Origin of the sequence: Brevibacterium sp. XM4083 (assembly GCF_006489205.2) — a bacterium.
Lineage (GTDB): Bacteria > Actinomycetota > Actinomycetes > Actinomycetales > Brevibacteriaceae > Brevibacterium.
Map to the genome: position 1 here is coordinate 117,119 of NZ_VFYR02000002.1, position 15,259 is coordinate 132,377.

Annotated in this window: 15 protein-coding genes; all 15 read left to right on the forward strand. The window is 68.4% G+C overall.

Translation table 11 applies throughout. The features are described from left to right. Window positions 1–27: 27 nt before the first annotated feature. The 15 genes from FJ887_RS06260 to FJ887_RS06330 all read left to right on the forward strand — a co-directional run bounded on the left by FJ887_RS06260 (window position 28) and on the right by FJ887_RS06330 (window position 15,237). Complete coding sequence (locus FJ887_RS06260) at window positions 28–1,335, forward strand: homoserine dehydrogenase (RefSeq protein WP_140955156.1); 1,308 nt, start codon at window positions 28–30, stop codon at window positions 1,333–1,335. A gap of 43 nt (window positions 1,336–1,378) precedes the next feature. After that, window positions 1,379–2,467 carry a threonine synthase gene (gene thrC, locus FJ887_RS06265; protein ID WP_140955154.1) on the forward strand — a complete coding sequence of 363 codons (1,089 nt, stop codon included), beginning with the start codon at window positions 1,379–1,381 and terminating at the stop codon, window positions 2,465–2,467. Then, window positions 2,464–3,369, forward strand: a complete 906-nt coding sequence (gene thrB / locus FJ887_RS06270) for a homoserine kinase (RefSeq protein ID WP_140955152.1) — start codon at window positions 2,464–2,466, stop codon at window positions 3,367–3,369. Before thrC ends, thrB begins: the two co-directional genes overlap by 4 nt. A gap of 208 nt (window positions 3,370–3,577) precedes the next feature. After that, on the forward strand, window positions 3,578–5,602 hold the full coding sequence (rho, locus tag FJ887_RS06275) for a transcription termination factor Rho (RefSeq protein WP_140955151.1): 2,025 nt from the start codon (window positions 3,578–3,580) through the stop codon (window positions 5,600–5,602). Between the two features lies 1 nt (window position 5,603). After that, window positions 5,604–6,680: a peptide chain release factor 1 gene (prfA, locus tag FJ887_RS06280; RefSeq protein ID WP_140955149.1), complete on the forward strand. Its 1,077-nt coding sequence runs from the start codon at window positions 5,604–5,606 to the stop codon at window positions 6,678–6,680. 16 nt (window positions 6,681–6,696) lie between these two features. Beyond that, window positions 6,697–7,611, forward strand: a complete 915-nt coding sequence (gene prmC / locus FJ887_RS06285) for a peptide chain release factor N(5)-glutamine methyltransferase (protein WP_140955148.1) — start codon at window positions 6,697–6,699, stop codon at window positions 7,609–7,611. 19 nt (window positions 7,612–7,630) lie between these two features. Continuing rightward, window positions 7,631–8,281: an L-threonylcarbamoyladenylate synthase gene (locus tag FJ887_RS06290; RefSeq protein ID WP_140955146.1), complete on the forward strand. Its 651-nt coding sequence runs from the start codon at window positions 7,631–7,633 to the stop codon at window positions 8,279–8,281. Continuing rightward, window positions 8,282–9,391, forward strand: a complete 1,110-nt coding sequence (locus FJ887_RS06295) for an MraY family glycosyltransferase (protein WP_140955145.1) — start codon at window positions 8,282–8,284, stop codon at window positions 9,389–9,391. It abuts the gene before it with no gap. Then, window positions 9,388–9,843 carry a Cg1360 family ATP-synthase-associated protein gene (locus FJ887_RS06300; RefSeq protein ID WP_140955144.1) on the forward strand — a complete coding sequence of 152 codons (456 nt, stop codon included), beginning with the start codon at window positions 9,388–9,390 and terminating at the stop codon, window positions 9,841–9,843. Before FJ887_RS06295 ends, FJ887_RS06300 begins: the two co-directional genes overlap by 4 nt. Window positions 9,844–10,049: 206 nt before the next feature. After that, window positions 10,050–10,862 (forward strand): F0F1 ATP synthase subunit A, encoded by an 813-nt coding sequence (gene atpB, locus FJ887_RS06305; protein WP_250786174.1) that lies wholly within the window; start codon window positions 10,050–10,052, stop codon window positions 10,860–10,862. A 77-nt stretch (window positions 10,863–10,939) separates the two neighbouring features. Beyond that, window positions 10,940–11,164: a F0F1 ATP synthase subunit C gene (gene atpE, locus FJ887_RS06310; RefSeq protein WP_137825930.1), complete on the forward strand. Its 225-nt coding sequence runs from the start codon at window positions 10,940–10,942 to the stop codon at window positions 11,162–11,164. A 27-nt stretch (window positions 11,165–11,191) separates the two neighbouring features. After that, complete coding sequence (locus FJ887_RS06315; protein ID WP_137825931.1) at window positions 11,192–11,743, forward strand: F0F1 ATP synthase subunit B; 552 nt, start codon at window positions 11,192–11,194, stop codon at window positions 11,741–11,743. After that, complete coding sequence (locus FJ887_RS06320) at window positions 11,743–12,549, forward strand: F0F1 ATP synthase subunit delta (RefSeq protein WP_140955143.1); 807 nt, start codon at window positions 11,743–11,745, stop codon at window positions 12,547–12,549. Before FJ887_RS06315 ends, FJ887_RS06320 begins: the two co-directional genes overlap by 1 nt. Window positions 12,550–12,635: 86 nt before the next feature. Continuing rightward, on the forward strand, window positions 12,636–14,270 hold the full coding sequence (gene atpA / locus FJ887_RS06325) for a F0F1 ATP synthase subunit alpha (protein ID WP_140955142.1): 1,635 nt from the start codon (window positions 12,636–12,638) through the stop codon (window positions 14,268–14,270). Between the two features lie 31 nt (window positions 14,271–14,301). Beyond that, window positions 14,302–15,237, forward strand: coding sequence for a F0F1 ATP synthase subunit gamma (locus FJ887_RS06330; protein WP_140955141.1), 936 nt, complete (start codon window positions 14,302–14,304; stop codon window positions 15,235–15,237). The last annotated feature ends 22 nt before the right edge of the window (window positions 15,238–15,259 follow it).

Genomic DNA, 15,259 nt, shown 5'->3' on the forward strand with positions numbered 1-15,259 from the left:
CAGAGACTGAAGAACAGAGAGTGAGCCATGCAGCCATTGAAAGTCGCGATGCTCGGAAGCGGAGTCGTCGGCACCGAGGTCGCCGCACGCATCCAGTCCCGCTCCGAGGCGCTGGCGGAGCGGATCGGCGCCCCCCTCGAGCTCACCGCCGTCGTCGTCCGTGACCTGGGCAAGGACCGGCCGGGCATCGACCCCAGCCTGCTCACCACCGACGCCGAGGCGGCGATCACCGGGGCCGACATCGTCATCGAGCTGATGGGCGGGATCGAACCGGCGAAGACGCTCATCATGCAGGCGCTCGCGCAGGGATCGTCGGTCGTCACCGCGAACAAGGCGCTGCTCGCGGCGTCCTACGGCGAGCTCATGGCCGCCGCCGACGACACCGAGGTCCGCCTCGAGCACGAAGCCGCGGTGGCCGGTGCCATCCCGATCATCCGGCCCGTCGGCGACTCGCTCGCCGGTGACCGCATCGACCGGATCATGGGCATCGTCAACGGGACGACGAACTACATCCTCGACCAGATGGACACCGAGGGCTGGGACTTCGCCGACGCGCTGGCCTCCGCCCAGGAGCTCGGATACGCCGAGGCGGACCCGACGGCCGACATCGGCGGACACGACGCCGCCGCGAAGGCCGCGATCCTCTCCTCGCTCGCCTTCCACGCCCCGATGACGATCGCCGACGTCCACGTCGAGGGGATCACCGGGATCACCGCCGACATGGTCGCCACCGCCAAGGAGCAGGGCTTCGTCATCAAGCTGCTCGCGGTGTGCGAACGCGTCGCCGACTCGCCGGCCGGACCCGGCCTCTCGGCCCGCGTCTACCCCGCGCTGCTGCCGCGCACGCATCCGCTGGCCTCGGTCCACGGGGCGTTCAACGCCGTCTTCGTCGAGGCCGAAGCCGCCGGCTCCCTGATGTTCTACGGTCAGGGCGCCGGGGGAGCGCCGACGGCCTCGGCGGTCCTCGGCGACGTCGTCTCCGTGGCTCGGCGCCGCGTGCTCGGCGGTCGCGGTCAGTACGAGCGTCCCTTCCACCCCGAGACGACGCTGCTGCCGATCTCGGCGATCACCACGCGCTATCACATCACCCTTGACGTCGTCGACCGTCCCGGCGTGCTCGCCGCGGTCTCCGAGGTCTTCGCCGCCGAGGGCGCCTCGATCGAGCTCATGCGCCAGACGATCGGCGAGATCGACGACGACGGAGTCCAGCACGCCAAGCTCGTGCTCGCGACCCACGAGAACACCGACGCCGCGCTGTCGCGGACGGTCGAGCGCCTCGGCGAACTGCCCGTCGTCCGCTCCGTCGTCTCCGTCATCCGCGCCGAAGGCCAGTGACCCGACCAACCCGCATGCGACACAAGAGAAGGACGAACATCGCGTGAGCACTTACCCCAGGCACCAGTGGCAGGGCGTCATCGACGAATACCGCAGCCTCATCGACATCGGGGAGACCACTCCGTCGGTCAGCCTCGGCGAGGGCGGAACGCCGCTCATCCGCGCCGAGCGCCTCAGTGAGCGCACCGGCGCCGAGGTGTGGGTGAAGTACGAGGGCCTCAACCCGACCGGCTCGTTCAAGGACCGGGGCATGACGATGGCGATCACCCAGGCCAAGGCGCAGGGCGCGAAGGCCGTGATCTGCGCGTCGACGGGCAACACCTCGGCTTCGGCCGCGGCCTACGCGACGAAGGCCGGGCTCACCTGCGCCGTGCTCGTGCCCGCCGGCAAGATCTCCCCGGGGAAGATGAGCCAGGCCGTCGCCCACGGTGCGACCCTGCTCGAGGTCGACGGCAACTTCGACGACTGCCTCACCCTGTGCCGGAAGCTCGCGGAGTCCTACCCCGTCCATCTCGTCAACTCCGTCAACCCCGACCGCATCGAAGGTCAGAAGACGGCGTCGTTCGAGGTCGTCGACGTCCTCGGCGACGCCCCCGACATCCACGTGCTGCCCGTCGGCAACGCCGGCAACATCACCGCGTACTGGAAGGGCTACAACGACTACCGGGCCGCCGGCGTCTCGACGCGGCTGCCGCAGATGTGGGGCTTCCAGGCCGCCGGCGCCGCGCCGCTCGTCCTCGGCCACCCGGTCACCGACCCGGACACGATCGCCACCGCGATCCGCATCGGCAACCCCGCCAGCTGGGAGCGGGCGATCGCCGCCCGCGACGATTCCGGAGGCCTCATCGACTCGGTCACCGACGAGGAGATCCTCGCCGCGCACAAGGTGCTCTCGCGCGAAGAGGGCATCTTCGTCGAACCCGGATCGGCCGCCTCGGTGGCAGGTCTGCTGAAGATGTCCGAGGCCGGTCGCGTTCCGGCCGGCGCGACGATCGCGGTGACCGTGACCGGACACGGGCTCAAGGATCCGCAGTGGGCCCTGCACACCGCCGACGGCGCCGACCTCGAACCCGTCCGGGTGCCCGTCGATGCCGTCTCCGCCGCCCGCGAACTCGGACTCGAGGACCGGTGAGCCGGGTCTTCCGGCTCGAGGTGCCGGCCACCTCGGCGAACATCGGACCCGGTTACGATTCGCTGGGCCTGGCGCTGCGCCTCGTCGACACGCTCGTCCTCACCCTCGGGGACGACCCGGTCGACCCGGATGCTGCGGTGACCGTGCGCGGGGAGGGCGCTGAGGATGTGCCCACCGACCATTCCCACCTCATCATGCGGGTGCTGTCGGACGTGCTCGCGCAGCTGCAGGGCGAGAGCGCTGCCGCGATCATGTCCCGGCTCAGCCTCGACTGCACGAACCGGATCCCGCATTCACGGGGTCTCGGGTCGTCGGCGGCCGCGGTCGTCGCGGGCATCGCGCTGGCCGGGGCCGTCTCCGAGTCCCTCGGCGGGCCGGGGCTGACCCGGGAGCGGATGCTCGAGATCGCCGCGGACCTCGAGGGCCACCCCGACAATGCGGCGCCGGCGATCTTCGGCGGACTGACGATCGCGCTGCCGGAGCCGGCCCGCGCGTGGACGGTTCCCGTCCGCACCGTCGAGGAGGTCACGGTCCTCATTCCCTCTGTGAGACTCGACACACTCACCGCGCGCGGTCTCATTCCGGCGACGATCGCCCACGCGGTCGCGGCGGAGAACTCCGCGCGCACGGGACTGCTCGTCCACGCCCTGAGCACGGACGCGACCGCGCTGCTCGAGGCCACCGACGACCGCCTCCACCAGGAGTTCCGTCGCAGCGCGTACCCTGAGTCGATGGCGCTCGTCGACGATCTCCGGGCCCGGGGGATTCCCGCGGTGATCTCCGGCGCGGGACCGACCGTGCTCGCTCTCACCGGGGATGTCCCCGCCGAGGCGGTGCCCGCGGGGGTGCGCGCCGTGCCGGTGGGGATCGATGAGGAGGGATTCCGGCTCGAATTCGCGTGATCGGGCCGGAGGAAGTAAACTGGTGCATGTTCCACCAGTGAACGGGCTTGGCGGTGTCACCGCGAACCCCATCTCAACTTCACGAATCCTGGAACATCTCCTGCACTCTTCAAGCAGGATGTCTTTCACAATGCACCGTCAAGGGTGTTTCCGTCGCCGTGGGATTACGGCTCTTTGCCGCACGGCCGAATGAGGGAGAAGGACCTTCGTGTCTGAAACCACAACCCCGGATTCCACACCGCGCACCGGCAGTCTGACCGCTCTGCGCCTTCCCCAGCTGCAGGAAATGGCAGCGGGAATGGGAATCAAAGGATACCGTCGACTTCGCAAGGGCGAACTCATCGACGCCATCAACAACCAGGGCGGATCGGGCGCCGGCACGGCTCCCGCCCCCACCACCGCGGCGCCGGCCGAAACCGCTGACTCCTCGGCCTCCGAGGGCAAGCGCGGCCGCCGGCCCGCCCGTCGCAGCGCGGCTGCGACCGCCCGTGAGGACTCCGCGGCCCGCGAGGACGCCGAGACCAGCGCGCCTGAGACCTCCGCCGCCGAGACTCCCGCTCCCGAGGCTGCTGCGGCACCCGCCGCCGAGACCGCCGGTGACGAGCAGGCCGGCCAGGAGCGCCAGCGCAACCGCCGCGGCCGCTCGCGTTCGCGCGGTGGTGACGCCGACACCGATCAGGGCGGCGACGAGGCCGCGAACCGTCGCAGCCGTCAGGGCGACGCCGAGGAGCGCCGGTCCGACCGCAAGGACCGCGAGGATCGCAAGTCCGACCGCGAGGACCGCGGGAACGATCGCAAGTCCGACCGTGACGACCGCGGCAATGACCGCAAGTCCGATCGTGACGACCGCAAGTCCGACCGTGACGACCGCCGGTCCGATCGCCGCAACCGCCAGGGTGACAGCGACGACAACCGTCGCGACAACGACAACCGCCGGGACAACGACAACCGCCGCGACAACGACCGCCGGAACCGCAACGGCTCCGACGACGACGAGCGCGGCGGCCGCCGCGGTCGCGGTCGTGACCGGAAGCGTCGCGGACGCGGGGGAGACGAGCCGGAGCTGCGCAGCGACGACGTCCTCATCCCCGTCGGCGGCATCCTCGATGTCCACGACAACTACGCGTTCCTCCGCACCTCGGGCTACCTGCCCGGGCCCAACGACGTCTACGTCTCGGCGTCGATGGTTCGCAAGAACGGTCTGCGCAAGGGCGACGCCGTCGCCGGTGCGATCCGTCAGCCGCGCGAGGGCGAGCGGGGCGGCAAGCGGGAGAAGTTCGACGCGCTCGTCCGCCTCGACTCCGTCAACGGGCTGAGCGTCGACGATGCGAAGAACCGCGTCGAGTTCTCGAAGCTCACCCCGCTCTACCCGCAGGAGCGCCTGCGCCTCGAGACCACCTCGAAGCTGCAGTCGACCCGCCTCATCGACCTCGTCACCCCGATCGGCAAGGGCCAGCGCGGACTCATCGTCGCGCCCCCGAAGGCCGGCAAGACGACGATCATGCAGCAGGTCGCCAACGCGATCACGGAGAACAACCCCGAAGTCCACCTCATGGTCGTCCTCGTCGACGAACGTCCCGAAGAGGTCACGGACATGCAGCGCGCGGTCGCCGGAGAGGTCATCGCCTCGACCTTCGACCGTCCCGCCGACGATCACACGACGATCGCCGAACTCGCGATCGAGCGCGCCAAGCGCCTCGTGGAGATGGGCTCCGATGTCGTCGTCCTCCTCGACAACATCACCCGCCTCGGCCGCGCCTACAACATCGCGCAGCCGGCCTCGGGCCGGATCCTCTCCGGTGGTGTCGACGCGAACGCGCTCTACCCGCCGAAGAAGTTCTTCGGCGCCGCCCGCAACATCGAAGGCGGCGGCTCCCTGACGATCCTCGCCACCGCCCTCGTCGAGACGGGGTCGAAGATGGACGAGGTCATCTTCGAGGAGTTCAAGGGCACCGGCAACATGGAGCTGCGCCTGTCGCGCCAGCTCGCCGACAAGCGCATCTTCCCGGCCGTCGACGTCAACGCCTCGTCGACGCGTCGTGAGGAGATGCTCATGACGCCGGAGGAGACGAAGGTCATGTGGCGTCTGCGCCGCCTGCTCTCGGGTCTCGAGCAGCAGCAGGCCGTCGAACTCCTCATGTCGAAGCTCAAGGAGACCGGCTCGAACGCGGAGTTCCTCATGCAGGTGCAGAAGACGACGCCGCTGCCGAAGTCCTCGACCGACGACCACTGAGATGAGCAGTGACAGCCTCACGGCCGGCCTCGCCGTGCTCGTCGACGAGCACACGAGGCTGTCCGAGGAGCTCTCCGACCCGGCCGTGCACGCTGATGCCGGCCGGGCTCGGAAGCTGTCGCGCCGCTATGCCGAACTCGACCGCATCGTCGTCGCGGCCCGTCGCGTCGACGAGCTGCGCGACGATCTCGCAGCGGCCGAGGAGCTCGGCGACGACGATCCCGAGTTCGCCGCCGAGGCGACGCGCCTGAGCGCCGAGCTCGAGGCGGCCGACGCCGAACTCCGCGACCTCCTCATCCCGCGCGATCCCGATGACGCCCGGGATGCGATCGTCGAGATCAAGGCGGGGGAGGGCGGCGACGAGTCGGCGCTCTTCGCCGGTGACCTCCTGCGCATGTACGAGCGCTGGATCGCCTCCCACGGGTGGTCGTCCCAGGTGCTCACCGCCACGCACTCCGACCTCGGCGGCTTCAAGGACGTGACGATCGCCGTCAAGGCCGGTGCCGACGGTGCGTACGGCTGGCTGAAGTTCGAAGGCGGCGTCCACCGGGTCCAGCGCGTCCCGGTCACCGAATCCCAGGGCCGCATCCACACCTCGGCCGCCGGCGTCCTCGTCTTCCCCGAGGTCGACGAACCCGAGGAGATCCACCTCGAGGACAAGGATCTGCGCATCGACGTCTACCGGTCCTCGGGCCCGGGCGGACAGTCGGTCAACACGACGGACTCGGCGGTGCGGATCACGCACCTGCCCACCGGGATCACCGCGAGCTGCCAGAACGAGAAGTCACAGCTGCAGAACAAGGAAGCGGCGCTGCGCATGCTCCGCGCCCGCATCCTCGCCAAACAGGCCGAGGAGGCCGCCGCCGAAGCCGCCGACATCCGCCGCTCCCAGGTGCGCACCGTCGACCGCTCGGAGCGGATCCGCACGTACAACTTCCCGGAGAACCGGATCACCGACCACCGCACGGGGTTCAAGGCCTACAACCTCGATCAGGTGCTCGCCGGCGACCTCGACGCCGTCATCGGCTCGAACCGCGACGCCGAACGCGCGGCACGCCTCGAGGCCCTGGGGGACTGAGCTGGACCCGACGACCATGGACGTCCCCACTCTGCTGCGGGCCGGTGCCCGTGTGCTCGCCGAGGCGGGGGTGCCCTCTCCCGAGGCCGACGTCTCCGCTCTGCTCGCCCATGCGTGGGACATCGACGCATCGACCCTGGCCCGTCGCCGGCTCTTCGCCGAGGCGGTCCCGGCCGCCGTCGCCGCCCGGTTCGCCCGGCTCCTCGACGAGCGCAGCCGCCGCATCCCGCTCCAGCACCTCACCGGTGTCGCGCACTTCCGCCGTCTCGATCTCGCGGTCGGACCCGGCGTGTTCGTGCCCCGACCCGAGACCGAACTCCTCGTCACCGAGGTCCTCGATCACCTCGCGCGCCGGGACACCGCGGCGGACTCCGACACCGCCCCGCTCGTGGTCGATCTCTGCTCGGGCTCGGGGGCGATCGCGCTGTCGGTCGCCCTCGAGCGCCCGGGCACCCGCGTCATCGGCATCGAACGCGAAGCCGGCGCCCTGCGGTGGTCACGGACGAACCTCGCCCGCCTCGACCTCGGCGCCTCCGACGTCGACCTCATCGCCGGCGATGCGACGACCGCGGCCGGCGACCACCCAGAGCTCGTCGGCACCGTCGACGTCGTCGTGACGAACCCGCCGTACGTGCCCGATGCGGCCGTGCCGAAGGACCCCGAGGTGCGCGACCACGATCCCGCCGCCGCGCTCTACGGCGGCGTCTCCGGACTCGAGATCCCCGCCCTCATCCTCGCCCAGGCAGCGCTGCTGCTCCGTCCCGGCGGGCTCGTCATCATGGAGCACGCCGAGGATCAGGGTGCAGGGGTCCGCGAGATCATCGCCGGTGTGGCGGGTCTGGCAGCTGCGACCACGTTCCCGGACTACACTGGACGCGACCGCTACACGGTGGCCGCGGCGACCGCTCCGCGCACCCACCCGACGAGCTGACAGCAGGAAAAGAGATTCAGTGTCCCGACGATTCGACGTCACGCAGGCCGATATCCGCGATCTCGTCCTCGACGAGTGCGCGCGCGTCGTCGAGGCGGGCAACCTCCTCGTCATCCCCACCGACACGGTCTACGGCATCGCCGCCGACGCCTTCAACGCCTCGGCGGTCGCCGCCCTGCTCACGGCCAAGGGCCGGGGCAGGAACATGCCGCCGCCGGTGCTCGTCCCCCGCGCGGAGACGGTGTTCGGTCTCGTCGACGGCGTCGATGAGACGGTGCTCGCGCTCACCGCGAAGTTCTGGCCGGGACCGCTGACGATCATCGCGAACGCCCAGCCCTCCCTCGACTGGGACCTCGGGGACACCCACGGCACCGTGGCCGTGCGGATGCCCGACGACGAGTACGCGCTCGCGCTGCTCGGCCGGACGGGACCGCTCGCCGTCTCGAGCGCGAACACCACAGGAGAGCCCGCGGCCACCTCGGCGGATGCTGCCCAGGACATGCTCGGATCTGATGTCGAGATCTACCTCGACGGCGGCGGGCGCGACTCCGGTCAGTCCTCGACGATCATCGACCTCTCCGGCGACGTCCCCCGCATCGTCCGCAACGGGCCGATCACCGCAGAGCAGCTGCGGGAGATCGTGCCCGACCTTCGCGACCTGGACGGCTGAGTGCGCGCCTACCTCTTCATCCTCGTCGTCTCCGCGCTGGTGGCGTACCTGCTCACGCCCATGGTCAAGCGGGTCGCCGAGCGCGGGCTCATCTTCTCCCCGCTGCGCGAACGCGACGTCCACTCCGTGCCGACGCCGAGGCTGGGCGGAGTCGCGATGTTCGGGGCCGTCATCGTCGGCCTCGTCTTCGCCTCCCAGACGCCGTTCCTCCAGCGGATCTTCGTCGAGATGGGCCCGATCATCGGCATCGCCGGGGCCGCCGGACTGCTCTGCCTGCTCGGGATCATCGACGACATCTGGGACCTCCACTGGATCACGAAGCTCGCCGGCCAGGCACTGGCGGCGGGCTTCATGGCGATCAACGGCGTCGCCCTGCTCTCGATCCCCTTCGGCGGGGTGATCATCGGCAGCCCGCGGATGTCGATCATCGTCACGATCCTCGTCGTCCTCGTGACGATCAACGCCGTGAACTTCGTCGACGGACTCGACGGGCTGGCCGCCGGGGTCGTCGCGATCGGCGGCAGCGCCTTCTTCATGTACTCGTACTGGCTCGCCCGCGACGCCTCGCCGGACTCGTACGCGAACCTCGCCTCGCTCATCATCGCGATCCTCGTCGGGGCGTGCCTCGGCTTCCTGCCGCACAACTTCAACCCGGCCCGCATCTTCATGGGCGACTCCGGCTCGATGCTCATCGGTCTGCTGCTCGCCGCCTCGACGATCCGGGTCACCGGTCAGGTCGATCCGGCCCTCATCGGACAGGAGCGGGTCTTCGCGACGTACCTGCCGATCATCCTGCCCATCGCCGTGATGTTCCTGCCGCTGCTCGACCTCGGACTCGCCGTCGTCCGCCGGCTCATGGCCGGGCAATCGCCGTTCTCCGCCGACGCCAAGCACCTCCACCACCGGATGCTCCGCCTCGGGCACTCCCACGCCCGGGCCGTCCTCATCCTCTACACGTGGACGGCGCTCATCGCCTTCGGCTCCGTCATGCTCCTGCTCGTCCCGGCCGTCTCCGTCGTCATCGTCGTCGGCCTGCTCTTCGCCGTCACCCTCGTCTTCACCTTCTACCCGCTGCGCGCCCGCCGCCATGCCAGAGAGGAAATCTCGTGACCGACCCTCAGCCGACCTCGGAGACCGCCGTCCAGGCCGCCTGGACCCGCGTGTGGAGGACGATGCTCATCCGCGGGGCGATCCTCGTCCTCGTCGTCGCCGCCGCCGGCATGGGCATCGGCTGGCTCGTCTCTGGCAGCGCCGGGCTCATCGGCGGGGCGATCGGCGGGGGACTGGCCGCCGTCTTCATCATCGTCACGCTCGTCATCATGTACCTCGGACGCAATCTCGGGCTCACCGCGATCGCGGGGTTCCTCGGGCTCGGCTTCCTCTTCAAGGCGTTCATCTTCATGATCGTCATCTGGCGGCTCAAGGACGCCGCGTGGCTCGACGGCACGGTGGCCTTCTTCACGATCGTCGTCGCCGTCATCGGCTCCTCTCTCGTCGAGGCGATCACCGTCGTCAAGGCGCGCGTGCCCTACGTCGATCCCGAAGCGGGAGGGTCCCGCTGATCCGTCCATATGCCGAGCTTCCACCGCTGCCAGGATTCGCTCAGCCAAGCCGCAAGGATTTGTCGGCAGCTCTCTACCGTTGGTAGAGTAGTTCCGGTGCTGGAGCCGTGTCGCTCCAAGTCGCTCCTGATCTTGATCCCCGCGCTCCTCGCGCGGCCGAAGGCCAGGCCATTTCCGGCCGATGACCATGGGAGAGAAACGTAAACGTGGGTAAACTCAACGCCGCGCACACACTGATCCAAGCCGCTGAAGGCGGATTCCACGCCCCGTCGATGGCGGAGTTCTTTCCCGCACCGTTCGCATTCGCCGGCACGCCGTTCGAGATGAACCGCGTGATGCTCATCCGCATCATCGCCACGATCGCCGTCGTCGTCGTCCTCGCCATCTGGGCGAAGCGGATGAAGCTCATTCCCGGCCGCTTCCAGTCGGCCATGGAGCTCGCCATGGAGTTCGTCACCGTCGGCATCGCCGAGGAGACCATGGGCAAGGAGAAGGCGAAGAAGTTCATGCCGCTCATCGTGGCGATCTTCTTCGGCGTCCTCTTCTGGAACGTCACGAAGCTCATTCCGTTCTTCAACATGCCGGCCACCGGCGTCATCGGACTGCCACTCGTGCTCACCCTGGTCGTCTACGTCACCTACCACTGGGCGGGCATTGCCGAGAAGGGCCTCGGCGGCTACCTCAAGTCGGCGCTCATCCTCCCGGGTGTGCCGTGGCCGATGCATATCCTCCTCATCCCCATCGAGTTCATCACGAAGTTCGTCACGCAGCCGTTCACGCTTGCGATCCGACTCTTCGCGAACATGATGGTCGGCCACCTCCTCCTCGTCCTCTGCTTCTCCGCGACGAGCTTCTTCCTCTTCGACGCCAGCAACGGCTTCCAATTCTTCTCGATCCTCACCTTCGCCGGCGGCTTCTTCGTCTTCCTCCTCGAGATGCTGGTCGTCGTCCTCCAGGCCTACATCTTCGCTCTGCTCTCGTGCGTCTACATCAACGCCGCCATCTCGGACGACCACTGAGTCGTCCCCACAGTCTGTAACCACGTGTTGCAAGGCCGGGCCAACCCCCCGGCCGACATATGAAAGGAAAGCATTCAATGGATATGCTCGCTGCAGTTGACGGAAGCATCGCCACCGTCGGATACGGCCTCGCCGCCATCGGCCCCGGTATCGGCGTCGGCATTGTCATCGGCAAGACCATCGAGGGAACCGCTCGCCAGCCCGAGATGGCCGGTGCACTCCGCGGAAACATGTTCCTCGGTATCGCTCTGATCGAGGCGCTGGCCCTCATCGGCATCGCGACCCCGTTCTTCCTGCCCTGATCCAAAAGATCCGAAGAGGACTAAACGATGACTCCGGTACAAATTGTTGCAGCGTCTGAGAACCCGCTTCTCCCGGCGCTGTATGACATCGTCTGGAGTGCCGTCTGTCTGCTGATCGTCTTCCTGGTTGTCTGGAAGTACGTCCTCCCCGCCTTCAACAAGACACTCGACGAGCGCGCTGAGCGCATCCAGGGTGGCATCGAGAAGGCCGAGAAGGTGCAGGCCGAAGCCGATCAGGCTCTGGCCGAATATCAGAAGCAGCTCGCCGACGGTCGTGCGGAAGCCGCACGACTGCGCGCCGAGGCTCAGGAAGAGGGCGCTCAGATCATCGCCGAGATGAAGGCACAGGCTCACTCCGAGGCTGATCGCATCATCGCGCAGGCGCAGGTCCAGATCGACGCGGAACGCCAGTCCGCCATGGTGCAGCTGCGCAGTGAGGTTGGCACGCTCGCCACCGATCTCGCTTCCCGCATCGTCGGCGAATCGCTCACCGATGACACCCGGTCCGCCGGAGTCGTCGATCGCTTCATCGCCGATCTCGAAACGCAGTCGTCCGGCCAGCCGGTCAAGGGGGCGTGATGCTCCAGTCGAGCAGGCTGTCCCTGCAGGCCGTCCTCGAGGCCGCGAACGCTGAGATCGCCACCGGCAATGCCCGTGAGATCGGCCAGTCGCTGCTCGGCGTCGTCGGCGTGCTCGCCGACAACCTCGGCCTGCGCAAGGCACTCGCGGACTCCTCGGAGTCCGCGGAGAAGAAGCAGGGCCTGCTGCGCGCCGTCTTCGGCGCCCAGGTGCCCGAAGCCGCTCTCACGATCGCCTCGGTGGCGGTCGGCCAGCGGTGGGCGCGCACGCAGGACTTCGTCACGAGTCTCGAGGTCGCCGGGGTCACGGCGATCGCGGCCGCGGCTCAGGAGCTCGGCCAGCTCGGTCAGGTGGAGGAGGAGATCTTCCGCTTCGCCCGACTGCTCGAGAGCGATCATGAGCTCTCGCGGGCGCTCGACTCCGATGCCGGGGCCGACGCCAAGCGCGCACTCGTGGAGAACCTGCTCGCAGGCAAGGCCTCGCCGGACACGATCACGCTCGTCGAGCACGCTGCGGTCCATCCGCGCGGGCTGCGCGTGGCGATCGCCCTCGACCACTTCAGCGACATCCTCGCCGCGCGCCAGCAGCGGTCCGTCGCCGATGTCACGGTGGCCAAGCCGCTGACGCCCGCGCAGACCGAGCGCCTCGCTGCGGCGCTGGCGAAGAACTACGGTCGTGAGCTCGTGCTCAACGTCCAGGTCGATCCCGAGGTCCTCGGGGGAGTCCGGGTGCAGGTCGGCGACGAGGTCATGAACTCGACCGTCGCGGACCGTCTGGCAGAGGTCCACCGCAAACTCGCAAGCTGATCACGCTCGCCGGCAGATCCGGCGGCACAGGCGGCCCACCGGTCGTCGGACACACGTTCTGAGTAAAAGGAAGCAGGGAAACCACAATGGCGGAACTGACAATTCGCCCGGAGGAGATCCGGGACGCTCTGGGGAAGTTCGTTGAGTCGTACAACCCCGAGAGCTCGGAGAAGACTGAGGTCGGAAAGGTCGTCACCGCCGGTGACGGCATCGCCCACGTCTCAGGTCTGCCGGGCACCATGGCCAACGAGCTCCTCCGTTTCGAAGACGGCACCCTGGGCCTGGCCCAGAACCTCGACGAGCGCGAGATCGGCGTCGTCGTCCTCGGCGACTTCGCAGGCATCGCGGAGGAGCAGGACGTCTACCGCACCGGTGAGGTCCTCTCGATCCCCGTCGGCGACGGCTACCTCGGTCGCGTCGTCGACCCGCTCGGTCGCCCGCTCGACGGCCTCGGCGAGGTCGAGACCGACGGCCGCCGCGAGCTCGAGCTCCAGGCCCCCGGCGTCATGGACCGCCAGGAAGTGCGCCAGCCGCTGCAGACCGGCTACAAGGCCGTCGATGCGATGATCCCCGTCGGCCGCGGCCAGCGTCAGCTCATCATCGGCGACCGCAAGACCGGCAAGACGGCTCTCGCGATCGACACGATCATCAACCAGCGCGACGCCTGGGCGACCGGTGACCCCGAGCAGCAGGTCCGCTGCATCTACGTCGCCGTCGGTCAGAAGGGCTCGACCGTGGCGAACGTGCGCCGTTCGCTCGAAGAGAACGGTGCGCTCGAGTACACGACGATCGTCTCGGCCCCTGCTTCCGACCCTGCGGGCTTCAAGTACCTCGCGCCCTACTCGGGTTCGGCCATCGGCCAGCACTGGATGTACAACGGCAAGCACGTCCTCATCGTCTTCGATGACCTCTCGAAGCAGGCCGAGGCCTACCGCGCCGTCTCCCTTCTGCTCCGCCGCCCGCCGGGCCGCGAAGCCTACCCGGGTGACGTCTTCTACCTCCACTCGCGCCTCCTCGAGCGCTGTGCGAAGCTCTCCGACGCCCTCGGCGCCGGCTCGATGACCGGTCTGCCGATCATCGAGACCAAGGCCAACGACGTCGGCGCGTTCATCCCGACGAACGTCATCTCGATCACCGACGGACAGATCTTCCTCCAGTCGGATCTGTTCAACTCCGGTCAGCGTCCTGCCGTCGACGTCGGCGTCTCGGTCTCCCGAGTCGGCGGTGCCGCGCAGACGAAGGCGCTCAAGAGCGTCTCCGGTACGCTCAAGCTCTCGCTCGCGCAGTACCGTTCGCTCGAGGCCTTCGCGATGTTCGCCTCGGACCTCGACGATGCGACCAAGCGCGACCTCGCCCGCGGTGCTCGCCTCATGGAGATGCTCAAGCAGCCGCAGTTCGACCCGATGCCGTTCGAGAAGCAGACCGTGTCGATCTTCGCCAGCACCAACGGCTACCTCGACGATGTCGCCGTCTCCGACGTGCTGCGCTGGGAAGCCGAGATGCTCGACACCGTCGAGCGCAAGACCGAGATCCTCACCGTCATCCGCGAGACGCAGAAGCTCGAGGACGACGTCCGCGAGCAGATCGAGAAGGCGCTTGACGAGTTCAACAAGAACTGGGTCGCTGACGAGAACGACGGCAGCAAGGCCGGCGCTGAGGACTCGTCCGTCGCCTCCTCCGATGACGTCGAGCAGGAGCAGATCGTTCGGCAGAAGCGTTGAACCTGATCTGTAACGGCGAAAGGAAGAACTGATGGGAGCCCAGCAGAGGGTCTTCAAACAGAAGATCCGCTCGACTCAGTCCTTGAGGAAGATCTTCAAGGCCATGGAGCTCATCGCCGCGTCCCGGATTCAGAAGGCGATCGCGCGTTCGCAGGCGGCCAGCCCGTATGCCAACGCCCTGACCCGCGCTGTCTCCGCCGTCGCGAGCGAATCGAACGTCGACCATGTGCTGACCTCGGAGCCGGACCATGTCACCCGCGCCGCGGTGCTCGTCATCGGTCCGGACCGAGGCTTCGCCGGAGCCTACTCCGCCAACCTCATCCGGGAGTCCGAGGAACTCGTCCGCCTGCTCAAGCAGGAGGGCAAGGAGGTCGCGCTCTACACTGTCGGCGGCAAGGCCGAGAGCTACTACACGTTCCGCGATCGTCCGATCGTCGAGGCGTGGACCGGGTTCTCGGAGAACCCGACCGCCGAAGACGCCCGGAAGATCGGCGAGGCGCTGCTCAAGGCTTTCGAGACCGACGCCGGTGACGGCGGGGTCCAGGAGATCTACATGGTCTTCACGCGATTCGTCTCCTCGGTCAAGCACGATCCCGAGTACCGGCGCCTGCTGCCGCTCGAAGTCGTCGACGCCGACGAGGCGACGACCTCGGGCAGCACCGGAGGCGGCGGGTCGGATGCCGGCACGATGCCGCTCTACGAGTTCGAACCGAGCGCGGAGGCCGTCCTCGACGCCCTCCTGCCGCGGTACATCGACTCGCGCATCCTCTCGGCACTGCTGTCCGCCTCGGCGTCCGAACAGGCCTCGCGTCAGGCGGCGATGAAGACGGCGACGGACAACGCCGACGACCTCATCAAGACCTACACCCGGCTGGCCAACTCGGCCCGTCAGGCGGAAATCACCCAGGAACTCACCGAGATCGTCGGTGGGGCCGACGCCCTTGCGGCATCGGCAGCCGGCGACTGACCGGTACGAGCAGAGAAGAAAG

Coding starts and splice junctions, on each gene's coding strand:
- FJ887_RS06260 (WP_140955156.1), top strand. CDS start 28: ATGCAGCCATTGAAAGTCGCGATGCTCGGAAGCGGAGTCGTCGGCACC.
- prfA (WP_140955149.1), top strand. CDS start 5,604: ATGAGCAGTGACAGCCTCACGGCCGGCCTCGCCGTGCTCGTCGACGAG.
- prmC (WP_140955148.1), top strand. CDS start 6,697: ATGGACGTCCCCACTCTGCTGCGGGCCGGTGCCCGTGTGCTCGCCGAG.
- atpE (WP_137825930.1), top strand. CDS start 10,940: ATGGATATGCTCGCTGCAGTTGACGGAAGCATCGCCACCGTCGGATAC.
- FJ887_RS06315 (WP_137825931.1), top strand. CDS start 11,192: ATGACTCCGGTACAAATTGTTGCAGCGTCTGAGAACCCGCTTCTCCCG.
- FJ887_RS06320 (WP_140955143.1), top strand. CDS start 11,743: ATGCTCCAGTCGAGCAGGCTGTCCCTGCAGGCCGTCCTCGAGGCCGCG.
- atpA (WP_140955142.1), top strand. CDS start 12,636: ATGGCGGAACTGACAATTCGCCCGGAGGAGATCCGGGACGCTCTGGGG.
- FJ887_RS06330 (WP_140955141.1), top strand. CDS start 14,302: ATGGGAGCCCAGCAGAGGGTCTTCAAACAGAAGATCCGCTCGACTCAG.